Below are 22,587 nucleotides of genomic sequence, written 5' to 3'. Positions count from 1 at the left end.
GAGTAGCCACATGAGCGATCGAACGCGCCGCGATCGGGAGCTGCGGCGGTACGAGACCGTCCTGGAGTCGCTCGAGGACGGGGTGTACGCCGTCGACCCCGACGGGACCATCGTGTACGTCAACGACCGGTACGCCGAGATGAAGCGGGCGGACCGCGAGGAACTGATCGGGACGCACATCTACGAGTGGGCCACCGAGGAGGCCGCGGAGAAGGCGCGGCGGGCGCGCGAGGAGCTCGCCGCGGGCGACCGCGACGTCGGCGTGATCGAGTACGACTTCCAGACGGCCGACGGCGACACGTTCCCGGTGGAGATGCGGTTCGCCCGAGTTCCCGACGACGACGGCATCGACCGCGTCGGCGTCATCCGTGACGTCACGGACCGGAAGCGGCGGGAGGAGTCGCTCCGGCGGAAGAACGAGCGCCTCGACGAGTTCGCGAGCATCGTCAGCCACGACCTGCGGAACCCCCTCAACGTCGCCAGCGGGCGGCTCGAACTCCTTCGGGAGGAGTGTGAGTCCCCGCAGATCGACGAGATCGAGCGCGCACACGACCGGATGCGGTCGCTCGTCGACGACCTGTTGTCGCTGGCGCGGGCCGGCGACGAACTGGACGAGCCGGAGCGGGTGGAGCTGTCCGGGATCGTCGAGCGGGCGTGGGCCAACGTCGCGACGGGTGAGGCGACCCTCCGGATGGACGGTGACCTGTCGTTCGCCGCCGACGAGAGCCGGCTGGAAGGGCTCTTGGAGAACCTGATCAGGAACTCGGTCGAACACGGCGACGGCGCGGTGACCGTCGCCGCGGGCGTCCTCGAGGACGGTGGCGGGTTCTACGTCGCGGACGACGGACCGGGGATCGCCGAGGACCACCGCGAGGCGGTCTTCGAGAGCGGCTACACGACCGCCGAGGAGGGGACCGGATTCGGCCTGAGCATCGTCGAGCGGGTCGCCGAGGCGCACGGCTGGGAGGTCCGTGCGACCGAGAGTGCCGACGGCGGTGCGCGCTTCGAGGTGGCGGGGGTCGACGCTTCGGGGTGACGGGGATCGTCCGATTCGGGGTGAGTGGCATCGACGCCTCCGGGAACGGGGATCGTCCGGTTCCGGCGATCGCACCCGCGGTAGCAATCCTGAAGGGGGACCCCGTCGATCGACGGACGTGAAACGGATCCAGCTCGGGAACACCGTCTTCGAGGGCGAGAACGACGCCTACCTGATCGAGGCGGACCGGACGACGCTCGTCGACACCGCCGTCTCGATCCCGGCGGTGCGCGCGGACCTGCGGGAGGGACTATCGGAACTCGGCGTCGGGTTCGCCGACGTCGACGCGGTGGTGCTCACCCACTGGCACCCCGATCACGCCGGGCTGGCCGGCGAGATCCAGACGGAAGGCGGGGCCGAGGTGTACGTCCACGAGGCGGACGCGCCGCTCGTCGACGGCCGGGAACGCCCCTTCGCGACGAACCCGGCGGCCCAACGGGAGACGTTCGAGCGGTGGGGGATGCCCGCGGCGGCGCGCGACCGACTGACCGAGTTCTTCGAGACGGAGGGGACAGACATCTACGGCCGCGACGCCGAGGTGACGCCGATCGCCGACGGCGAGACGATCGACCTCGGCGGCGTGAAACTGGAGACGGTTCACCTGCCGGGACACACCGCCGGACTCTGTGCGTTCGCGTTCGACCCGCGGACGGTTCCGGGACACGAGCCCGTGAGCGGGAACGGCGGGGACGGAAACGGGGGAGAGTCGCCGGTAGAGGCGTTCACCGGCGACGCGCTGCTCCCGCGGTACACCCCGAACGTCGGCGGGGCGGACGTCCGGGTCGAGGAGCCGCTGGCCGCCTACGCCGACAGCCTCGTCCGGATCGTCGACCGCGACTGGGACGCCGCGCACCCGGGCCACCGCGAGCGGATCGACGAACCGAGCCGGCGGGCCGCGGAGATCCTCGACCACCACCGCGACCGCACTCGGCGGGTGATCGACGTCCTGGAGTCCGGACCGGCCACCGCGTGGGAGGTCTCGGCGGCGCTTTTCGGCGACCTCGAGGAGATCCACACGCTCCACGGCCCGGGCGAGGCGTTCGCGCACCTCGACCACCTGGAGCGCGCCGGCGTCCTCGAGCGCGACGGGACCGCCTACCGCCTGCTCGATCCGGACCCGAACGTGGACGACCTGTTCCCGACGACGGCGCTCGATGCCGCGAGCACGTGACTCGACCGCACAGAGAGCTCGTCGTCGCCGAACGCTCCCGTGCTGAAAGTCCCGTCGTCGCCGAAAGCTATTCCCGCACGAGCGCGCATCTACCGTCGTGAAGCGGGAGACCCTCTCGACCGCCCTCCTCGCCCTCCTCGCGGTCGTCGCTCTCGGCGTCGCGGCGGCGACGCTGGACTCCGCGGTCGCCGTCGACGGAGGCGGCGGGTTCAGCGGCGGCGTCGAGGGCGGCGCGGGCCCGACCGACGACCCCGGCGAGATCAGCCCCTCGGAGACGCCGGGCGGGCCGACGATGCTGGCGCTGCCGCCGGTCTGTTATCCGGTCTTACGGCAGCTACCGGCGCTGTTGCTTCTCGCGGGTGCGCTGATCGCGATCGGGGCGTTCGCGTATCGCGACACCGGGTCGCGGTTCGCCGCGGCCGTCGTCGCCGGCACGGTGGGCTTCCCGGTCGGCGTGATATGGTACGGGCTCTCGAGCTGTCGGGACCCCGAGAGCGTCGGCGAGCTCGACCTCGGACTGGCGGGCGAGGAGGACGGGCTGCTCCCCGCGGGCGGCGGCGGGGGCGCCGGCCTCGGGAGCGGCTCCGGGAGCGTCTCGACGCCCGAGGCGGCGTTCGTCGCGGTGGTTCTCATCGCCATCCTCGTCAGCCTCCTCGTGTTGGTGGCGGCCGCCGGCGACGACGAGGACGAGTCCGGGAGGAGCGTGCCCGCGGAGCCCGACCCGGACCCGGCGGACCCCGACCTCGCGGCGGTCGCGCGGACCGCGGGGGAGGCGGCCGACCGGATCGAGGGCGACGCCGGCGACAACGAGGTGTACCGCGCGTGGCGCGAGATGACCGAGGCGCTCGAGATCGACCGCCCCGCCTCCGCGACGCCGGGGGAGTTCGCGACCGCCGCGGTCGAGGCCGGCGTCGACGAGGAGCCCGTCTCGGAGCTCACCGACGTCTTCGAGCGGGTGCGGTACGGCGGCGCGGACCCGACCGACGACCGGGAGCGTCGGGCCGCGGCCGCGCTCCGTCGCATCGAGGACGAACACGGGGGTGAGACGTAGTGCGCCCGCTCGCGGCCGTCGGCGTCGCGGCGGTCGCGGTCGGCTTCCTCGTCGCCGTCGATCGGGGGCTCGCGAGCACGCTCGACCTCTCGTTCGTCGTCGTCACGCTGATCGGCGTGCTCAGCGTCCTCCAGGGCGTTCGATACGCGAGCGCTCGGCGTGGGCAGGAGCGCCGGTCCACGGACCTCGGCGAACCGGAGCGGCGGGAGCGGGCGGCGGTCCCCGGAGCCGACTTCGACGCGGCGGTCTCACGGGCCGCCTCCGTCCGACGGCGACGGGGACGCACCGCGCGCGACGACGTGCGGTCGCGGGTTCGGACGGCCGCGGTCCGGGCGGTCGCCCGCGAGCGGAACTGCTCGCGCGAGCGGGCCGCGGAGCTCGTCGACGAGGGGGACTGGACCGACGACCGCACCGCCGCGGCGTTCTGCTCGCGGTCGATCGCCTACCCGATCCGCGACCAGATACTGGGCGGGCTGCCCGGTCGGTCGACGTTTCGAGCCGGCGTGACCGCCGCCGTCGACGCCCTCGAACGGGCGACGGTCGGGATCGACGCCGGAGCCGATCGGGACGGCGAACGGACCGCCGGCGACGGGAGAGGATCGGCCGGCGACGGGAGAGGATCGGCCGGCGACGGGAGAGGATCGACCGGCGACGGGAGGGAGGGGGATCGATGACGGCGGCCGAGCGGGATCGGGTCGATTCCGCGGCGACCCCGGCGGACGAAACGTACGCGAGGGACGGGGACGACGGGGATGGAGACGGCGGGGAGAGAGACGGCGACGGCGATCAGAGGGACGAGGGCGGCCGCGACGACGCCGACGAGATCGACACCGGCCACGACGACCACCCGACTGACCGCCGGGCGCTTCGCCCGTTCGACACGGGACGGTGGGTCGGGGTCACCGGCGTCGCGCTCACGCTGGTGGGGCTCGGCGTCGCGCTCAGACAGCCGGGGATGGTCCTCGTCGGGGCGGCGGCGGTCGGGTACGGGCTGTACGCGCGCCTCGGCGAGGCGGGAGAGGCGGTACTCGAGATCGACCGCGAGGTGAGCGATCCGACGCCGGACCCGGGCGACGAGGTGTCGGTGACGGTGCGCGCGCGGAACGTCGGCGACGCGCCGTGTCTCGATCTCCGGATCGTCGACGGGGTGCCGCCCGGCCTCGAGGTCGTCGACGGCCCCGCACGGGTCGCCACCGCGCTCCGCCCGGGCGCGAGCGTGACGTTCTCGTACGCGGTCCGCGCGAGCCGCGGGGACCACGAGTGGGGGACGACGCGGGCGGTGGTCCGCAACGCCGCCGGCTCCCGCGAGCGGCTGACGGAGCTCGAGACGCCGACCCGCTTGACGTGTACCCCGGAGCTGGCCGCGGGGGGCGACCTCCCGCTCCGGGGACTGACGACCGTGTCACACGGCCGCGTTCCGACGGACGTGGGCGGCTCGGGCGTCGAGTTCCACGCCACCCGCGAGTACCGTCGGGGCGACCCGCTCAAGCGGGTCGACTGGAACCGGCGGGCCCGGACCGGCGAGCTGGCGACGCTGGAGCTCCGCGAGGAGCGCGCCGCGACGGTCGTCCTGCTCGTCGACGCGCGCGAGGCGGCGTACGTCGCCGATCGGCCGGACGGAGACACCGCGGTGGAGGCGAGCGTCGAGGCGGCGGGGGCCGTCTTCACCGCCCTGCTCGCCGGCGGCGACCGGGTCGGGATCGCGACGATGGGGCCGCGTGACTGCTGGCTGCCGCCGGGCGCGGGGAACGACCACGCGGTCCGGGGTCGCGAGACGCTGGCGACGGACCCCGCGCTCGCGCCGACGCCGTCCGAGGACCGGTTCTACCGCACCCTGTGGCGCCGCCGGTTCCGTCGGCGGCTTCCGGGCGACGCCCAGGTGCTGTTCTTCACGCCGCTCGTCGACGACGTCCCGGTCGACACCGCGCGCCGGCTCGACGCGTACGGCCACCTCGTCACCGTCCTTTCACCGGACACGACGGCGACGCGGTCGTCGCGGTTGTCGTCGCGGTTGCCGTCGCGGTCGACGAGCACGCCCGGCCGGAAACTGGCCGCGATCGAGCGTCGCGAGCGAATCCGGACGCTCCGGGGCGCGGGGATCCGGGTCGTCGAGTGGGGCGACCGGTCGTTCCCGGCCGCGGTCGCCGGCGCGAACGGACGGTGGTCGCGGTGAGCGCGGAGCGGAACCGGGGATCCGTGACGGACGGGGATCGCGGGGCGGAGGCGGACGGGAGCCGCGGGCCCGAGGCCGCCGAGGAGCGTGAGCGCGACGCGCGCCCGCCGACGCTCGCGGTCGTCTCGAGCCTCGTCGCCGCGACGGTCGCGACGGTCGCCGCGCTCGTCGCCGATCCGACGGGCGGGGCGGTCGTCGGAGCGTCGGTCGTCTGTCTCGCGGGCGGGTCGCTCCTCGGCTCCGCACGCGTCCTGTCCTGGGGGGCCGCCGCCGGGATCGGCGGGATCGCGCTCGCCGCGGCGTTCGGCGGCGGCGCGGAGCCGCTTCTCGTCGCCGGCGTCGCGCTCGCGGTCGCGTGGGACGTCGCCGACCACGGCCTCTCGGTCGGTCGACAGGTGGGAAGGAAGGCCCGGACCCGACGGAACGTGGCCGTCCACGCCGGGACGACCCTGCTCGCGGGGACGATCTCGGCCGGGGTCGTCTACGGGACGTACGTGGTCGCCGCCGGTGGGCAGCCGATCGCCGCGCTCGCGCTGCTCTGTTTCGGCGGCGTCGTGCTGGCGTCGGCGTTCCGGTGATCGTGTTGGCGTCGGCGTTCCGGTGAGGCGGATCGGCGTCGCTTTTGTACCCAGCGGACGACGAGCGGACATGGACACCGACGCGACCGCGCCGGGGTGGTCGGCGTGACGGACCTCGTGACGTTCGGCGAGACGATGCTCCGGCTCTCCCCGCCGCGGGGCGAACGGCTGGAGCGGACCCGTGAACTCGACGTTCAGGCCGGCGGCGCGGAGAGCAACGTCGCGGTCGGCGCGGCTCGGCTCGGCGCGGACGCGGTCTGGTTCTCGAAGCTCCCGGACTCGCCGCTCGGCCGTCGGGTCGTGAGCGAGCTCCGGAGCCACGGCGTCCGGACGGGCGTGGCGTGGGACGACCCCGACTCGAGCCGCGTCGGGACCTACTACCTCGAACACGGCGGCGAGCCGCGGGGGACGGACGTGATCTACGACCGCGCGGACGCCGCGGTCACGACGGTCGAACCCGCGGAGCTGCCGACGGCCGCCCTCGAGGCGGCCACGTACTTCCACACCACCGGGATCACCCCGGCGCTCTCGGAGACGGCCCGCGAGACGACGCGGGCGCTGTTGCGGACGGCCGGCGAGGCCGGCGTGGTCCGGACGTTCGACCTGAACTACCGGGCGAAGCTGTGGGAGCCGGAAACCGCGCGGGAGACGTATGAGAGCCTGTTCGCGGACGTCGACGTGCTGTTCGTTCCACAGCGGGACGCCCACGAGGTGCTCGAACGCGAGGGCGACGCGGTCGAGATCGCCCACGGCCTCGCCTCCGAGCACGGCTTCGAGTGCGTGGTCGTCACCCGCGGGACCGGCGGCGCGCTCGCGCTCCGGGACGGCTCGGTCCACGAGCAGGGCGTCTTCGAGGCGGAGACGTTCGACGCGATCGGGACCGGCGACGCGTTCGTCGCCGGCTTCCTCGCCGCGCGGATCGACGGCGGCGACGTGTCCACGGCCCTCGAACGGGCGGCCGCGACGGCGGCGCTCAAACGCACCGTCGGCGGCGACATCGCGGTCGTGACGCCCGCGGAGGTCGACCGCGTCCTCGAGGGCGACGCCGGGATCGACCGGTAAGCCGTCGGCGAGCGACCGATGACCGAACGGGGAACGGCCGATGACCGAACGGGGAACGGCCGATGACCGGGCGGCGAGCGACCGTCGACGGTCGGCCCGTCCCGCCGTTCCGACCGGTTTATAATCGCTCCGCGAGCCGGATCGGACATGACCGACGACGACCGACGGGACGACCTGATCGCGGCGTTGCGCGCGGCCGACGCCGTCAGGTTCGGCGAGTTCGAGCTCTCACACGGCGGCACGAGCGACTACTACGTCGACAAGTACCTCTTCGAGACCGACCCGGACTGCCTGACGCGGATCGCCGACGCGTTCGCCGGCCGGCTCGCCGACACGGACGCGAAGCTGGCCGGCGTCGCGCTCGGCGCGGTCCCGCTCGTGGCGGTGACCGCCGCGGAGCTCGGCAGGCCGTACGTCATCGCGCGGAAACGGGCCAAGGAGTACGGCACCGGCAACCGGATCGAGGGGAGACTCGAGGCGGGCGAGGAGGTCGTCGTCTTGGAGGACATCGCGACGACCGGGCAGTCGGCCGTCGACGCGGTCGAGGCGCTCCGCGAGGCGGGCGCGACCGTGAACCGCGTGCTCGTCGTCGTCGACCGCGAGGAGGGTGCCGCGGAGCTACTAGCCGACCACGACGTGGAACTGGAGGCGCTGTTGACGGCCTCGGAGCTGCTCGCCGATCGGGACGCCTGAATCGGCCGCTCACGCCTCCGGCGGCTCCACCGTCGGCACCGCGACGCGGTCGAGCGCGTCGGCGATCACGTCGGCCTTCTCCACGTCGTTGACGGTCGCGTCCGGCGTCAACACCAGCCGGTGTGCGAGCGTCGGCTCCGCGACGCGTTTCACGTCGTCGGGGGTGAGGAACTCGCGGCCGGCGACGGTCGCGTTGGCGCGGGCGGCCTCGAAGAGCCGCTGGGTCCCGCGGGGGGAGACGCCGACCTCGACCCGGCGGTCCTCGCGGGTCCGGTGGACGATGGACGCCATGTACGCGAGGAGGTCGTCGTCCACGCGGACCGTCTCGGGGACCGCTCGGAGGTCGGCCACGTCCGCGGGATCGAGCACGCGCTCGACGGTCGGACTCCGGTCGGTTCGGCCGGCACGCCGGCGGAGGATCTCCACCTCGCCGGCCTCGTCGGGATAGCCGAGCGACGTCTTGATCATGAACCGGTCGAGCTGTGCCTCGGGCAGCGGGAACGCGCCCTCGCTCTCGACGGGGTTCTGGGTCGCGATGACGTAGAACGGGTCGGGGAGCGCGTGGGTCTCGCCGTCGGCGGTGACCTGTCCCTCCTCCATCGCCTCCAGGAGCGCCGCCTGTGTCTTCGGCGGGGCGCGGTTGATCTCGTCGGCGAGCACGACGTTCGCGAAGATCGGTCCCGGCGAGAACGAGAAGGAGCCGTCCCGCTCGTCGAAGACGTTGGTGCCGGTCACGTCGGAGGGGAGGAGGTCCGGCGTGAACTGGATCCGCGAGAACTCCAGACCGAGCGCGGTCGCGAACGACCGCGCCGAGAGGGTCTTTCCGGTCCCGGGTACGTCCTCCAAGAGGACGTGGCCGCGGGCGATGATCCCGAGCGTGACGCGCTCGAGGAACTCGCGGTCGGCGACGACCGCGGATCCGATCTCGTCCATCACCCGCGAACAGGCATCGGCCGCGTCGGGGACGTCCATACGAGCGTCAACGGCGGAGGCGGCAAAAGGGTTGTCGCGGGCGGCGAAGACGGGAGGACGGACCGACCGCGATCGAAACCCATAACATCGGAAGCGGCGAATCGGGAGACGAGCCGAGGTAGCCTAGCCTGGCCAAGGCGGTAGATTCGAAATCTACTGTCCATTCGGACACCGGAGTTCAAATCTCCGCCTCGGCGCTCTCTCGTGGAACTCCTCGACCGAGAGACCCGTCTCTCGACGTTACGGCGGGCTTCCGAGCGACGCCTGTTCGGGGTCGGCGTCGCCGCGGAGTCGACGCCGGCGCTTGTCGTAGGCCGCCTCGAGCTTGGCGTTCGTCGCTCGCGAGACCAGATAGAGGTCGGCGACGCCGCCGTCTCGGGGGTGGGCGGCGGCGACCCACACGTGGCCGTCGCCCGCGGAGAGGTCGTCGGCCCAGCGCTCCGCGGCCTCGCGGCTCTCGAAGGCGTGTCGGGAACCGTCCTCGAAGACGATCCGGCCGACCTTCGCGTTGCGCTTGCGGGCGGACGGTTTGACCGCGACGACGACGCTCACGACCGATACTGGGGGCTCACCGATTAAAAACCCCGTCAGACGGGGATCGACCCCGGAGACGGTCGAGCGCCCGTCGGTTCGGCGATCGAAAGGAATCACACCCCCGGCCGCCCTAGCGGCCCGCATGAGCGATCCCGACTGGTACGAGGACGCGACCGTCTACTCCTTCGACGTGAAGACGTTCGACGACGGCGACGGCGACGGATGGGGGGACTTCCAGGGAGCGATCGACCGGCTGGGATACCTCGAGGAACTCGGCGTCGACGCCGTCTGGATCCGGCCGTTCTACCCGAGCCCGCTGCGGGACAACGGGTACGACGTGGCCGACTACTACGCGGTCGACGAGCGGCTCGGGACCCTGGCGGACTTCCGGGAGTTCGCCGAGCGCGCACACGACCGCGGGATCCGCGTGATCACCGACCTCGTGTTCAACCACACCTCGATCGAACACGAGTGGTTCCGGCGGGCCCGCGAGGACCCCGAATCGGAGTATCACGACTACTACTGCTGGACGAGCCACCTCGAGGACGCCCACCACCGCGGCAACATCTTCCCGGAGTACGAGGACGGCGTCTGGTCGTACGACGAGGTCGCCGGGAAACACTACTTCCACCAGTTCTACGGCCACCAGCCCGACCTCAACGTGGCGAACCCCGCGGTCCGCGAGGAGCTGTACGACGTGCTCCGATTCTGGCTCGAGCAGGGCGCGGACGGCTTCCGGATCGACGCCGCCCACCCTATGCTCATGCCGAAGGGGCATAACGCGACGACCCTCGAGGACACCGAACTCGACGAGCCCATCGACCTGTTCAAGCGCATGCGCGAGGTCGTCGAGGCCGAGCAGTCCGACGCCGTCCTGCTGGCGGAGGCCGACGACGAGCCCGAACACCTCGACTACTACTTCGGCGAGGGCGAGGCGTTCCACCTCCAGTTCAACTTCGTGATGAACGCGCACCTCACGTACGCGATCGGGGTGCGTGACGCGTGGCCGCTCTATCGGGCACACGAGGTCCTGCCCGACGTCGAGGGCGTCGGCGGCTGGGTGAACTTCCTGCGGAACCACGACGAGTGGAACCTGCTGAAGCTGCCCGAGGAGGCGTTCGAACACGCCCGCGAGTACTTCGGCGACGACGCGGGCAACTCGTGGATCTTCGAGCGGGGCCACAGGCTCCGGCTTGCGGACCTGTACGACGGCGATCACGACCGGATCGCGTTGGCTCACGCCCTGCTGTTCGCGCTGCCGGGGTCGGTCGCGCTCCAGTCGGGCGACGAGATCGGCATGGGCGCGGACCTCTCGTTGCCCGAACGCGAGGCGGTCCGCACCCCGATGCAGTGGGACGACTCGAGAAACGGCGGGTTCTCGACGGCCGACCCCGACGAGTGTTACAATCCCGTCGTCGACGAGGGCGAGTACGCGTACGACCGGGTGAACGTCGCCGCCCAGCGCGACGACCCCGACTCGCTCCTCTCGCGAGTTCGGGAGCTGTCACGCGCCCGCGGTCGGTGTCCCGAGGTCGCCCGTGGCGACTTCGGGATCGTCGACGCGGATCCGAAGGAGGTGTGGGTCCATCGGTTCGACCACGAGGGGGAGGTCCTGTTGTGCGCGCACAACTTCGCCGCGGAGCCGCGCGACGCCGTCTGCGGGTTCGACGTGGACCCCGCGGCGGCAGAGCGCGTCGTCGGCGAGGGCGGGTTCCGCGTCGCGGACGGCGGCGTCACGCTCGAGTTGGGCGGCCACGAGTACGTCTGGATCCGCGGCGAGAAGCGGTAGGGCGGTGTGAGAAAATACCGCGGTGCCAGGGAGTCGGGTCAGACGCCTTCCGGAGTCGCTGTGTATCGATCGTACAGCCGAACAAGATCGCCGGAGCGGTGGCGTCGCCGGCGCTACGCGCCGGCTTCAAGCGAGAGCTTCGCTCTCGCCCTGCGCCTGCGAGCGCCCGGGAGGGTGCGAGCAGCACGCGAGGGACGCTGCGAGCGGTGCGAGGTACGAACGAAGTGAGTACCTCGATAAGCGAGTGGCGAAGCCGCGAGCAGCGAGCAGCGAGGCTGGGGAGGCGTGAGGTGCGGGGCTGTGCGGTTGGGTGGGACGCAAAGGGGCAGTCGCGAGGGCGACTGGGGCTTTGGAGACGGTCACCGCGCCGGCAACGACCTCGTCCTCACCGGCCCGATTCCCGTCGAAACGACCGTACCACTACGCGTTCAGGCCGTCTCCATCTCGCGTTCGAGGTCGCGGAGCCGGTCGATCCGCTTCTCGGTCTGGGGGTGCGTCGAGGCGATCCGGCTGAGGAACCCCGCGCTGATCGGGATGATGAAGAAGGCGTTCATCTCCGAGCTGCCGTCGCGGAGGTCCTCCTGTGGGACGCGGTCCATCCGGCCGTCGATGCTGACGAGCGCGGACGCCAGCGCGCCGGGCTTCCCGGTGATGACCGCCGCGCCGCGGTCCGCGGCGTACTCGCGGTACCGCGAGAGCGCGCGGATCAGGAGGAACGAGACGATCCAGACGACGATCGACACCGCGATGGCGACGATCACCGGCGCGCCGCCGCCCTGCCGGTTGTTCCCGCCGAAGAGCCACCCCCACCGCACGATGAAGAAGGCGATGGTCGAGAGGAACGAGGCGATGGTCATCACCATCACGTCGCGGTTCTTCACGTGCGCGAGCTCGTGGGCGAGCACGCCCTCCAGTTCGTCCTGATCGAGCGTCCGGAGCAGCTCGGTCGTCACCGCGACCGTCGCGTTCTTCTGGTTCCGGCCGGTCGCGAACGCGTTCGGCACCCGCGAGTCGGCGACGGCGACGGCCGGCTTCGGCAGGTCGGCCTGCTGGCAGAGCCGCTCGATCGTGCGGTGGAGTTCGGGGTACTCCTCGGCGGTGACCTCCCGGGCCCCCATGCTCCGGAGCGCGAGCTTGTCGCTGAAGAAGAACTGGGCGATCGCGAACCCGCCGAGCATGACGAGCGGGAACAGGAAGTTATTGAAATACAGGGACAGCACGCCGACGAACACGACGTAGAGGGCGAAAAGCAGGAACATCGTGAACGCCATCCGTCCACGCAGTCCCCAGTCGGTCTTCCAGTCCATACCCATGGCTTACCGTTCGTGGCGTTAAAGCTTGCCGGAGCGGGAAGGCGCCCTCGTCGATCGACTGCGAGGCCGTGTGAGATCGACAGCAAGGCCGAGACGACACCGCCGAACGACGGCCTTTTTTCCGGGCTCCGCGAGGCCCGCACATGGACACCGTCCTCGTCACCGGCGGCCGCGGCGCGTCCGGCCGCTGGGTCGTCGACCGGATCGCCGGCGAGTACGACGTCGTCGTCGCGGACTACGACCACCCGGGGCTCGGGGTCGACCCGGCCCCGAACGTCTCGTTTCGCGCGGCCGACCTCGCCGACCGCGGCGAGGCGCTCGACGTCGTGAGCGCGGTCGATCCCGACGCGGTCGTCCACTGGGCGGCGATCCCCGTCGCGGGCACCCACCCGGAGGGCCGCGTCTTCGAGACGAACGCGCTCGCCGTCCACAACGTCCTGACCGCGGCGGGACGCGCCGACGCGCCGGTGGTCCAGGCGTCGAGCGACGGCGCGTACGGCTTCTTCTTCGCCGACCCCACGCCGCTGCCGGACGAGCTGCCGGTGACGGAGGAGCACCCGCGGCGGCCCGAGGACCCCTACGGGCTCTCGAAGGTGACCGCCGAGGAGAACGCCGCGGCGGTCGCCCGCCGACACGGCGTCCCCGCGGTCTCGATCCGCCCGTCGTGGATCCAGTATCCCGGCGCGTACGCGTGTCGAGAGGCGGAGTACGTGGAGGACCTCGCGGCCGGCGCGGGCAACTTCTGGTCGTACGTCGACGCCCGCGACGTGGCGGGTCTCGTCGACGCGGCGGTCGCGGACCTCCTCGGAAACGACCCCGCCGTCGAGCCGGGGGACCACGAGGCGGTCAACTGCGTCGCCGCCGACAACGCGCTCGGCCGCCCCCTGCTGGACCTCCTGCGGGAGGCGTACGGCGGGGTCCCCGACGACTGTGCGGTCGCCGAGGGCGACGACCGGGGCGCGTACGCGATCGAGAAGGCGAGGCGGCTGTTCGGCTGGGAGCCGACCCGGTCGTGGCGGGAGGCGGCCGAGGAGACCGTCGAGGAGCCGACGCTGTTCGAGCGGTAGGCCGGGAGCACGACGGCGAACCGACGCCCTCAGATCGACAGGATCGCGTTCACGAGCGTCCGGGTCGCGATCGCGGTCGCCGCGCCGAGCCACGTCAACAACACGAAGTGGATGTAGCCGTTCGCCGGGTTGCCGCCGTCGATCTTCCGGATCATCTGCGAGGAGAGCGCGGCGTTGAAGAGCACGACCGTGAGGAGCAGGTACTCGATGAGCGGGATGTCGTACGCGCCGGGATAGACGATCTGGCCGATGTCCATCTGGTCGATCTCGAAGTCGGCGGTCAGGTCGGCGAGGATGGCGACGATCTCGAGCCCGATGAAGAAGGCGAACGTCGCCGCCGCGGTGATCCCGTACAGGAGCCCGATGAACGTCACGGCGGACTGCCGGCGCTGCTCGCGGAGCTGGTTGACGGTGTTCATGTTCCGCGAGATCAGCTCGCCGAGCAGCTTCGGGTCCCCGCCCATCTCCCGGCCGACGAGGTACATCTCGGAGAACTTCTGGATGAGGTACGACCGCGTGTCACGCGAGAAGGCGCGCCACGCCCCCTCGGTGCTGATCCGCATGTTCAGCCGGCGGTACAGCCGGGTGATGGACGGCGAGAGCGCGCCGAAGTCCTTGTCGCGAAGCGTGGTCAACACGTCCGAGGTGGTGGACTGCTTGGCGCTCTCGGTCGCACCCAGCGCGCGGACGAACGAGGGGAACTCCCCGTCGCGGGCGGTGATCGCCTGCTCTTCGGTCCGGAGGATCACCCCGGTGATGAAAAGCGGGGTGATCGGGACCGCGATGTACAGCGGGAGCCTGACGTCCTCGAGAAAGAAGAGGAGGCCGGGTAGCCCCGGTCCGTACCCAAACATCCCGGCGGCGGTGAACCCGATGAGGAGAAGCGAGAGCGCGGCACCGATACCCAACGACGCCCACAGCTTCAGGTCGCCGGGCGCGCGGTCCTCGGGGTGATACCAGATCGGGTCGTACGGCGAGGTGGCCCGGATCATCGCGTAGAACCCGAGCTGGACGAAGACGAAGAGGACGATCACGGCCGCGACCGTCGCCGTGGGGTCGTTGCCCGTCAGGATGGGGAGCACGATGGCGAACACCAACGCGAACGTCATCGAGAGGATCATCGACATGTAGAGGTCCTTCATCACCTCCAGGTTCGACAGCGACGACTCGTACAGCGTCTCGTACTGGGCCAGCATGACGTCCTGTTCGGAGACGAGGAAGTCCTCGAGCGACTGGCCGGCCCCGAGCGTGTAGCCGAGCCGGTCGAAGAAGTCGGCCATGGCGTCGGAGGGGACCTCCTTGGCGCGACGACGACACGCGTCGTCGAGGCTCTGGTTCCAGGTGTCGACGAGGTGGACGACGCGACCGATCTCCTCGGCTGCGGCCCCGTACTCCCCCTCTTTCGCCAGCGTCCGGAACACCTCCATGCGGTCGATGTTCGTCGTCGACAGCACGGTCATGTGCGTCATCACGAGGTGGAGCTGGTTGTCGATCCGGTTCTCGACGCCGCTGAGGTAGATCTTCGGATAGACGACCGCCGACAGCAGCGTGAGCGCGCCGAACATCGGGATCGGCACCCGCGCGGCGACGGGCAACGGGAGGAGGAACCCCCCGGCCACGGTGGCCGCGAACACCAGGATCGCCGGGACGAGCACGTAGCCGACGTACTGTCGCTTGGAGATGTCGAGCTTCTCGTAGGAGTCAAGCACCTCCTCGGTGAGCCGCATCGCGGTCGCGAGCCCGTCTCCAGCCGCCTTCACGTTCATCGGGTCACCTGGTCCATGCGCGTGAACTCACCTGACGTTGCGGTGCATCTCGAAGGGTAGCCCCTCGACGCCGTCGCGCTGGAAGGCGTCGATCGCCTGGTTGACCTCGTGATAGCCCAGGATTCCCTCACTGATCATCCGCTCTATCAGCTCCGCGCGGAAATCCAGATCGTCGTAGATGTCGCGGGTGTCCGCGTACCCCAGAAGCGTCGCGATCTGCTCTTCGAGCACGTAGGAGTTGTTCATTCCCTGAAAGACGATGTCGTCCTCGACGGGGTCCCAACTGAACACCTCGCGGGTGACGACCCCCTCCATCTCCTTCGAGTACCCCTCGATCTCCTGGACGCTCGTCACCCGGCGGAGCACGTCGTCGCCCTGTTTCACCCGGTTCTGGAACAGCGCCACGTCGGCGTTGTCCATGAACGTCTCCGGGACGTTGATCGGGTCGGAGGTGAACCGCTGGATCATCGAGACGATGTCCGAGGCGTGGAACGTCAACATGACGGGGTGACCCGTCTGGGCCGCCTGGAAGGCCATGCGACCCTCCGCGCCCCGGACCTCGCCCACGACGATGTAGTCGGGCCGCGAGCGCAACGCGGCGGCGACCAAGTCGAACATGTCGACGTCGGAGGAGCCCTCGCCGCCGCCCTCGCGGGTCAGGAGCTGCTGCCAGGTGTTGTGCGGCGGGACGACCTCGGCGGTGTCCTCCGCGGTGTATATCTTCGATTCCTGCGGGATGTACGAGAGGATGGCGTTCAGCGTCGTCGTCTTCCCCGAAGCCGTCTCGCCGACGACGAAGACGGTCTGTTCGTTCTCCAGACACAGCCAGAGGTACGCCGCGAGCTGCGGCGAGAGCGTCCCCCAGTTCGTGATCTGGTTAATCGACAGCGGGACGTCCTCGCCCTGTCGGATGGTGAGCGAGGAGCCCTTCAGCGAGACGTCATCGGAGTAGATGATGTTGATACGCGACCCGTCCGGCAGCGTCGAGTCGACGATCGGATCGGAGTCGGAGAGCGGGTCGCCGATCCGCTCGCCCATGTTGCGGAGCCAGTTGTCGAACTCCTTCGGCGTCCCGAAGTCGACGGTGGTCTCGAGCATGCCGAACGTGCCGTGATCGACGTGACACTCGTGGGGACCGATCACGTGGATGTCCTCGTTCGCCGGGTCGCGCATCACGGGTTCGAGCGGACCGAGCCCGACGATGTCCCGGTTGAGACGGTACCGGATGCTCTCGTAGGTCTCCTCGGTGACCGAGAGCTTCCCGACGTTGAGGAGCTTCGAGACGCTCGATCGCCACCCGGTCTGCCCGTTCTGGATGTGGGTGACGTCCTCGAGCAACTCCTCGATGAGGTCGTCGTACTCCGCCTCCGAGGACGGAGCGGTGTGGCCGCCGCTGGCGGCGAGCAGCTTGTTCTTCACCCGCTCGAGGACGGTCGCCTGCGGGCCGGACATCTCCGGTTCGATCGCGTAGTACTTCGTCTCCTGGCCGAGGTCGCCGTACACGTGACAGTAGATCGGCCCGCCGACCGGGTAGAGCACGTTCGGACGGTTCGACTCGTACTCGTCCTTCGGCTCCTCGATGTACAGCGGGAACTCCCCGGTGATCTGTTTGAACTCCTTGAGGTGCTCTCTGAGGTGCGGCCGACGCATGGCGGCCTTCCGGAGCTCGTCTGAAGGTTTCGCGGTGCCGTGTTCGGTCATCGTTCGTGTCTCGTATCGTCGCTCCCCGCCGGGGGTGCCCCCGCGGCGGTCTCCTCAGGCGACACTGCGGCTCTCGATGACGATCCCCGTCCCCGAGCGGACGGAGAACCCGATGGTGTCGCCGACCTGTTCGCCCATGCCCGCGAAGCGTTTCACGTTGATCTGTCGACGGATGTCGTTGCCGACCTCGATCATCTCGAGCTGGAGGAAGACGTCGGCGATCGACCGGAACGGGCCGATCGCGTCGTCGTCGACGGCCGACGGGTCGACGGTGAGGACGACGATCTTTCCCTGCGAGATGATCTCGCGGAAGAACGAGATGATCTCGAGGGCTGCCTGCCGTTCCTCGTTCTTCCGGACGAGCGCCTCGAAGGTCGGGTCGTTCCGGAAGATCGCGTCGAACGTGTCGAGGAAGATCACGTCCGAGCGCCACATCGCGTCGGCGTTCATCAGCCGCTTGAGCAGCTCCTTGCGCTCGCCGTCGTCGTCGGAGAACGCCCCGCCGGAGTCGAAGTCGGCGTGGAGAAAGAGCAGCTCCTCGTTCAAGAGCGGCTTCACCATGTCGTACTCCAGCGAGTGCATCTGGTCGATGAACCCGCGGACGGTGAGCTCCGTCGACATCAGCGTCACCGACGCGCCCTCCTCGACGAGCCCGTAGGAGAACCGCTGGGACATGGCGCTTTTCCCCGCGCCGTAATCGCCCTCGATGAGCACGATGCTCCCGCGGGGGATCCCGCCGCCGAGCTCCTTGTTCAGCCGGTCGTGCTCGCCCAGGCCCAGGGACAGCAGGTTGTCGGCGCGGGGCATCTACGCCTCCACCCGGAACTGGAACAGTTCCTCGTCCCCGTTGACCGTGAGGTACACCCGGTGGTCGCTCGTGCCGCTCGATTCGCCGGGGTTGACGCCGACCACGTCGAGGTCGATCGTGAGCCGGAGCACGTCGCCGCGGCTCCAGGCGGTCGCGCCGTCGACGGAGACGAGTTCGCCGGTCGTCGCGTCCGGCCGCACGTACTCGCCGTCGAAGACGACGTCGACCCCGGAGCCGTCGGGGGCGAGCCGCTGGGTGCCGGTGTTCTTCACGAGGAGCGTGACGTTGTTCTCGGTCCCGTTGTACACCCCGCCGTTGGGATCGGAGATCACCGTCACGTCCGTGCGGAGCTGTTGGGTCGCGTCGAGGCTGCCGTCCTCGACGGCCGCGCTCACCCTGTCGACCCCGGTGGTGACCGTGCCGACGACGCCGGCGGCGATCACGAGGCTGGCGACGAACAGGATGAGGTGTGAGACCGGGACGCTGGCCATCTACGCGCTCACCCCCGTCGCGTCGCGGACGCCGGACTCGACGACGAGGACGACGCGGGAGTCGTTCGTGACGCCCGTCTCGAGGGAGTTCCCGTCGACCTCGACGGAGAGTCGCTCCCCGCCGAGCCAGAGGTCCGTGTCGCCGTCGCCGTCGACGGTCGTGGTCGCGTTGGCGACGTCGACGTACTCGTTGTCGACGACGAGGGTCGTGTCGCTCACGACGAGCCCGACCGACCCCTCGTTGGTCGCGTTCACGACGAGCCGGTCGTTCCCGCTCGCGTTGAACGTCGCGGAGTCGACGGAAAACGCCGTGTTCTGTCGTTCGAGCGCGCGCTCGTGGACGTCGCGTTCGCCCTCGGTGACGCGGTCGAACCCGTTGGCCGCGACCGGGTAGAAGGCGGTGAACGCGAAGAACATCCCCGCGACGATGATGGCCGTCGACGCCGAGACGCTAACGCCCATCTCCCCACCCTCCGTCCGCCGGGTCGGCGCGGTCGGGATGCGGATCCGGGTCGTTCATCGGTCGGGGCGACCTGCCGTTTCGACCGCGACCGTCGTCGGGTCGCGAACGGCGATCGCTTCCGTCCCGTGGGCCCGTCCCGTTCGACCGTTCCCGGGCGTTCTCGGCGGCGCGATTGGACGCCGACTCCCGTCCGTCACGCCCACGGGAGTCAGGGGAACCACGAGAGCCGCGGGCGGGAGCCGGCGGCCCGCCGCCGACCATCGAGCCGCCGGCGAGGTCGTCCCACCTGTCGAGGAGGACGAGGTTCCCGCCCGTGCCGTTGAGCTGCGTGATGTACCGCAGGCTCCGGGTGTGGTGTTCACGGACCAGTCGGTCGGTCCCCGGCCGGTCGACGAGGTTGCGGTCGATCGTTCCGAATCCGGACAGGAAGTCCCGGAGCCGCGCGGCGGCGTCCGGGCCGACCCACTCGATCCGCTCGTAGTAGTTCACCGCGCGCACCGCGTCGGTGACGTCGCTCTCGGAGACGAGGAACTCCAGCCACTCCATCACGAGCAGGTCGCCGACGTAGTCGCCGGGTAACTCGGTGAGGTACGGCTTCCCCCGGCGGCTCGAGAGGTCGTCGTCCCCGACGTACTCGAAGCCGTCCCCGGTCGCCTCGGCGGGATCGCCGCCCGGCGTCGGCCCGCGGGATCCGGCCGCGGAGTCGTCCTCGAACGTCCCGCCGACGTCGTCGTCGAAGTCGTCGCCGTCTTCGAGACCCTCGTCGTCGAACGGGTCCGGGTCGTCCTCGAAGCCGTCCCCCTCGGGTGCCGTCTCGTCGCCGGCGTCATCGGCCCAGTCGGCCTCCCCGGCGTCGTACTCCTCTTTGAGTTCGCTGAAGCTCTTTCCGTCGTCGTTCATGTCGTCGTCTTCCTCCGCCGGTTCGGTCTCGGACGCGGCGTCGGCGGGTTCGCCGTCGTCCGGTTCGCCGTTCGATCCGTCTCCGTCGTCCGCGTCCTCGAGCTCGTCGAAGTCGTCGAGCCCGTCGTCGTCGTCGAGCAGCTCCTCGTCGAAGAAGCCGTCCGCGTCCGCGCTCGCGACGTCGTCGTCGAGCTCCGCCTCGGCCTCGTCGTCGCCGTCGTCGTCGAAGAGGCCGAAGGAGTTGTCCGCGCCACCGCCGCCGCCGTTGAAGCCGCTGGATTCGTCGACGAACGGGTTGATCCCGCGGGTGACCATCTCGTAGATGTCGAGGAGGTTCCGGACGTCCTCCTCGATGTCGTCGACCGCGGCGGAGATCTCCTCGTTCTCCGAGCGCACCGTCGACACCGTCGAGGAGAGGGTGGCGACCTCGGCTTCGAGGTCGTCGAGGCGCTTTTCCAACTCGTCGGTGTCGGAGCCGCCCCCACCGTCGTCGAAGCCGTCGTCCCACTCGTCCATGCCGTCGAAGTCGTCGAAGCCGCCGTCACCCATCCCGCCGTCGCTCATGCCCCCACCGCCGTCCATTCCGCCGCCACCCATGCCGCCGCCACCGCCGCCTCCCAATCCGCCGCCCATACCACCGCCGTCTCCCCCCATACCGCCACCACCGCCTCCCATTCCATCGCTGCCGAAGACGTCGTCGCCACCGTCCGCGTCGTCCCCGTCGTCGTCGAGGAATCGGTCGAGAACGCTCGCACCGACGAGCCCCAGCGTGGCGACTGTCCAAGCGACCGTCGAGACGCCCCACACCGATAGTTCGAGGCCCATTGATCACAGCAATCCCCAGACGACACTTCAACCCACCCCTCAAAATATCAGGCGTGAGAACACAGGGGAGCGGGAGGATTTCCGGCGGGCGCTACAGCGTTCGCTCGAAGCCGTCGGCCGCCCGGACGGCGAGGTCCCCGCCGGGCAGGAACCGGACCGTCCGCCCGACCGCGTCGCCGACATCGCTGGCGACGAGGGGGATCCCGGCCGCCGCCAGGCTCTCGCGAGCCCGTTCGACGTTCCGTGGCCCGACCGCGGCCGTGAGATCGAGCATCTCCGCGCCCCCGACGAGCCGCGCCTCGAGCCGACCGGGCGACGCACCGGACGTCTCGAGCTCGTCGACGAGCGTGTCGAGCCCCGAGTCGACGTACTTCGCCGGACGGGGCGTCCGCCTCTCGTCCCCGTCAGCGGACGGTAACATGGCGTGGAGGAGCCCGCGGATCTCGGTCGCCGGATCGACGAGCGCGATCGCGACACAGGAGCCGAGCCCGCTCGTCGTCAACACCGCGCCGTCGCTCGAAACGGCGAGATCGCCGACGCCGACCTTCACGCGCCGGGGAGGGTCGTCCCGGTCCGAGACGGGCCGGTCCCCCGACGGCGTGAGATGGCTCATGTCTCCGAGAGGCGTTCCAGCGCCGCGGCCAGTTCGCGCTCGTCGGGGAGCGCGTACACGTCACAGCGCGCCTGGACGCCCTCCGTCCGGATGGCGGCGTCGATGACGAACCCGTAGTCCTGGCGTCGGCTCAGCGAGGCGACGAGCGGGCTGACCGTCGCCGAGCCGATGTCGTGGACGAATTCCGGCGGCGAGTGCGAGATGGACGTGCCGAGGACGTTCGCCCAGCCGTCGATGAAGCCGCTCGTCATCACGTTGCCGAGCTCACAGAGCGCGTTCTCGGCCATCCCGCCGAGCGGCTCGTTCGGCTCCATCGGCAGCATCTCCTCGGCGATCGCTGCCGCCGACTCCTCGGAGAAGAGGATCGCGAGGTAGCCGCTCGGCTTCCCCTGAAGCTCGAAGACGGTCCCCGCGTGCGGCTCCGTGCCCACCTCGCTCGGCACGTCCGCGAGCGGGACGAACCGGAGCCGGCTCACGTCGACGGTGGTCTCGAGCCCGGTCATCATCCCGATGTTGTCGGCGGCGTTCGCCGAGCCGCGCTTCGCCAGCGACGCGAACGTCGAGAGCGACTCGTAGGGGACCGCGGTGGCGTTCGCGCCCGCCGCGGAGCCGCGGGCACCCTCCGCGCCCGCGGTCGCCGCCGTGGCGGTCTTGCCGACCACGAGGTCGCGGAACGGCCCGGAGTCGGGCAGCATGTAGATCGAGAAGTCGAGGTCGGTTCCCGTGGCGTCGAGCCGGCTCTCGAAGAGGAAGACGCCGTCTCCGGCGAGCGCGCCGTCCGGCAACACCGCCGCGCCGTCGGCCTCGAAGTACCGCGGCGGGGTCATGTCGATCGCCCGCCCGAGGTAGTTCGCCCAGCCGTCGAGGAAGCCGCCGAGCGCGATGTTGCCGACCTCCGTCACCGCGCTCCGCCCCATCGACGAGCCGCCGGGGAGCACCGAGAGCAGCCCGTCGATCTGTTCGGCGTCGAACGCGAGCACGGCCGCGCCCTCAAGGCCGCCGTCGAGCCCGACGCGCACGCCGATTGACTCGCGGCCGGAGAAGGCCTCCGCGAGGTCCTCCCCGGTGGCGACGCTCGCGCCCGTCACCTCAACCGCGAGGTCCGACCCCGTCAGCTCGCCCAGCGCGTTGGCCGCGCGTTCGGCGCCGCGCTCGGCGAGCCGGTTACACGCGCCGAGCGCTCGAACGTCGACGCGCATCAGACTGCCGACCCGATCGCGTCGAGGACGTTCGGCTTCTGGAACGGCTTCGTGATATACCCCTCGGCGCCGGCCTTGATCGCCGCCTTCATCTTCTCCTCCTGACCGACGCTGGTACACATGATCACCGTCGCCTCCGGGTCCTCGCCTTTGATCTCCGTCGTCGCCTCGATCCCGTCGCGGATGGGCATCACGATGTCCATCATCACGAGGTCGGGACCGTGTTCGTCGTACATGTTCACCGCCTCCACCCCGTTCTCGGCCTCGCCGACGATCTCGAACTCCCCTTCGAGGATCTCACGGAGCAGGTTCCGCATGAACTCCGAGTCGTCAGCGATGAGCACGCGCTTCGCCATATCACGAACTCGGAGCCAGCGTCCAC

22 protein-coding genes and 1 tRNA gene are annotated in these 22,587 nt (G+C 70.5%); 11 read left to right on the top strand and 12 right to left on the bottom strand.

What is annotated here, in order from left to right:
* The first annotated feature begins 10 nt into the window (after positions 1–10).
* The 8 genes from F3H10_RS03915 (at position 11) to pyrE (ending at position 7,764) form a co-directional block, all read left to right on the top strand.
* Complete coding sequence (locus F3H10_RS03915; protein ID WP_149783532.1) at positions 11–1,036, top strand: two-component system sensor histidine kinase NtrB; 1,026 nt, start codon at positions 11–13, stop codon at positions 1,034–1,036.
* A gap of 118 nt (positions 1,037–1,154) precedes the next feature.
* Complete coding sequence (locus tag F3H10_RS03910; RefSeq protein ID WP_149783531.1) at positions 1,155–2,207, top strand: MBL fold metallo-hydrolase; 1,053 nt, start codon at positions 1,155–1,157, stop codon at positions 2,205–2,207.
* A 97-nt stretch (positions 2,208–2,304) separates the two neighbouring features.
* Positions 2,305–3,258, top strand: a complete 954-nt coding sequence (locus F3H10_RS03905) for a DUF4129 domain-containing protein (protein ID WP_149783530.1) — start codon at positions 2,305–2,307, stop codon at positions 3,256–3,258.
* On the top strand, positions 3,258–3,932 hold the full coding sequence (locus F3H10_RS03900) for a DUF7269 family protein (RefSeq protein WP_321167754.1): 675 nt from the start codon (positions 3,258–3,260) through the stop codon (positions 3,930–3,932). The genes F3H10_RS03905 and F3H10_RS03900 overlap by 1 nt, the downstream gene beginning before the upstream one ends.
* Complete coding sequence (locus F3H10_RS03895; RefSeq protein ID WP_149783529.1) at positions 3,929–5,431, top strand: DUF58 domain-containing protein; 1,503 nt, start codon at positions 3,929–3,931, stop codon at positions 5,429–5,431. The genes F3H10_RS03900 and F3H10_RS03895 overlap by 4 nt, the downstream gene beginning before the upstream one ends.
* Complete coding sequence (locus F3H10_RS03890; protein ID WP_149783528.1) at positions 5,371–6,009, top strand: DUF7519 family protein; 639 nt, start codon at positions 5,371–5,373, stop codon at positions 6,007–6,009. The genes F3H10_RS03895 and F3H10_RS03890 overlap by 61 nt, the downstream gene beginning before the upstream one ends.
* Before the next feature lie 96 nt (positions 6,010–6,105).
* Positions 6,106–7,071: a bifunctional 2-dehydro-3-deoxygluconokinase/2-dehydro-3-deoxygalactonokinase gene (gene kdgK1, locus F3H10_RS03885; protein WP_188127860.1), complete on the top strand. Its 966-nt coding sequence runs from the start codon at positions 6,106–6,108 to the stop codon at positions 7,069–7,071.
* Between the two features lie 147 nt (positions 7,072–7,218).
* Positions 7,219–7,764 carry an orotate phosphoribosyltransferase gene (pyrE, locus tag F3H10_RS03880; RefSeq protein ID WP_149783526.1) on the top strand — a complete coding sequence of 182 codons (546 nt, stop codon included), beginning with the start codon at positions 7,219–7,221 and terminating at the stop codon, positions 7,762–7,764.
* Positions 7,765–7,773: 9 nt separating this feature from the next.
* Here pyrE and F3H10_RS03875 read toward each other — a convergent pair whose 3' ends face one another.
* Positions 7,774–8,736: an AAA family ATPase gene (locus F3H10_RS03875; RefSeq protein ID WP_149783525.1), complete on the bottom strand. Its 963-nt coding sequence runs from the start codon at positions 8,734–8,736 to the stop codon at positions 7,774–7,776.
* A gap of 112 nt (positions 8,737–8,848) precedes the next feature.
* Between F3H10_RS03875 and F3H10_RS03870 the strand changes: the two genes are divergently transcribed.
* Positions 8,849–8,933, top strand: a tRNA-Ser gene (locus tag F3H10_RS03870).
* Between the two features lie 43 nt (positions 8,934–8,976).
* On the opposite strand, the gene F3H10_RS03865 is transcribed toward F3H10_RS03870, so the two are convergent.
* Positions 8,977–9,288: a hypothetical protein gene (locus tag F3H10_RS03865; RefSeq protein WP_149783524.1), complete on the bottom strand. Its 312-nt coding sequence runs from the start codon at positions 9,286–9,288 to the stop codon at positions 8,977–8,979.
* A gap of 124 nt (positions 9,289–9,412) precedes the next feature.
* Here F3H10_RS03865 and F3H10_RS03860 point away from each other — a divergent pair, with 124 nt between their 5' ends.
* A complete protein-coding gene (locus tag F3H10_RS03860; protein ID WP_149783523.1) occupies positions 9,413–11,059 on the top strand; it encodes an alpha-amylase family protein in 1,647 nt (548 codons plus the stop codon).
* A gap of 428 nt (positions 11,060–11,487) precedes the next feature.
* Here F3H10_RS03860 and htpX read toward each other — a convergent pair whose 3' ends face one another.
* Positions 11,488–12,366 carry a zinc metalloprotease HtpX gene (gene htpX / locus F3H10_RS03855; RefSeq protein ID WP_149783522.1) on the bottom strand — a complete coding sequence of 293 codons (879 nt, stop codon included), beginning with the start codon at positions 12,364–12,366 and terminating at the stop codon, positions 11,488–11,490.
* 149 nt (positions 12,367–12,515) lie between these two features.
* Between htpX and F3H10_RS03850 the strand changes: the two genes are divergently transcribed.
* Positions 12,516–13,439: an NAD-dependent epimerase/dehydratase family protein gene (locus tag F3H10_RS03850; RefSeq protein WP_149783521.1), complete on the top strand. Its 924-nt coding sequence runs from the start codon at positions 12,516–12,518 to the stop codon at positions 13,437–13,439.
* 29 nt (positions 13,440–13,468) lie between these two features.
* Here the strand turns inward: F3H10_RS03850 and flaJ are convergent, their stop codons facing one another.
* The 9 genes from flaJ to cheY all read right to left on the bottom strand — a co-directional run bounded on the left by flaJ (position 13,469) and on the right by cheY (position 22,561).
* Entirely contained in the window at positions 13,469–15,205 is a 1,737-nt protein-coding gene (flaJ, locus tag F3H10_RS03845) for an archaellar assembly protein FlaJ (RefSeq protein WP_149783520.1), read from the bottom strand.
* Positions 15,206–15,232: 27 nt separating this feature from the next.
* Entirely contained in the window at positions 15,233–16,906 is a 1,674-nt protein-coding gene (locus F3H10_RS03840; RefSeq protein ID WP_149783519.1) for a type II/IV secretion system ATPase subunit, read from the bottom strand.
* A 54-nt stretch (positions 16,907–16,960) separates the two neighbouring features.
* Positions 16,961–17,713 carry an ATPase domain-containing protein gene (locus tag F3H10_RS03835; RefSeq protein ID WP_149783518.1) on the bottom strand — a complete coding sequence of 251 codons (753 nt, stop codon included), beginning with the start codon at positions 17,711–17,713 and terminating at the stop codon, positions 16,961–16,963.
* Positions 17,714–18,205 (bottom strand): flagellar protein G, encoded by a 492-nt coding sequence (locus F3H10_RS03830; protein WP_149783517.1) that lies wholly within the window; start codon positions 18,203–18,205, stop codon positions 17,714–17,716. It abuts the gene before it with no gap.
* Positions 18,206–18,667 carry a flagellin gene (locus F3H10_RS03825; RefSeq protein ID WP_149783516.1) on the bottom strand — a complete coding sequence of 154 codons (462 nt, stop codon included), beginning with the start codon at positions 18,665–18,667 and terminating at the stop codon, positions 18,206–18,208.
* Positions 18,657–20,393 (bottom strand): FlaD/FlaE family flagellar protein, encoded by a 1,737-nt coding sequence (locus F3H10_RS03820; RefSeq protein WP_149783515.1) that lies wholly within the window; start codon positions 20,391–20,393, stop codon positions 18,657–18,659. Before F3H10_RS03820 ends, F3H10_RS03825 begins: the two co-directional genes overlap by 11 nt.
* Positions 20,394–20,484: 91 nt before the next feature.
* Positions 20,485–21,006 carry a chemotaxis protein CheD gene (locus F3H10_RS03815; protein ID WP_149783514.1) on the bottom strand — a complete coding sequence of 174 codons (522 nt, stop codon included), beginning with the start codon at positions 21,004–21,006 and terminating at the stop codon, positions 20,485–20,487.
* On the bottom strand, positions 21,003–22,205 hold the full coding sequence (locus F3H10_RS03810) for a chemotaxis protein CheC (protein WP_149783513.1): 1,203 nt from the start codon (positions 22,203–22,205) through the stop codon (positions 21,003–21,005). The genes F3H10_RS03815 and F3H10_RS03810 overlap by 4 nt, the downstream gene beginning before the upstream one ends.
* The gene (gene cheY, locus F3H10_RS03805) at positions 22,205–22,561 is read right to left on the bottom strand and encodes a chemotaxis protein CheY (protein ID WP_149783512.1); all 357 of its coding nucleotides are present in this window, start codon (positions 22,559–22,561) and stop codon (positions 22,205–22,207) included. The genes F3H10_RS03810 and cheY overlap by 1 nt, the downstream gene beginning before the upstream one ends.
* Between the last annotated feature and the right edge of the window lie 26 nt (positions 22,562–22,587).

Origin of the sequence: Halorubrum aquaticum, assembly GCF_900113615.1 — an archaeon.
Lineage (GTDB): Archaea > Halobacteriota > Halobacteria > Halobacteriales > Haloferacaceae > Halorubrum > Halorubrum aquaticum.
Note: the sequence above shows the minus strand (reverse complement) of the source record. Positions and strands in the feature narration are given on the sequence as shown.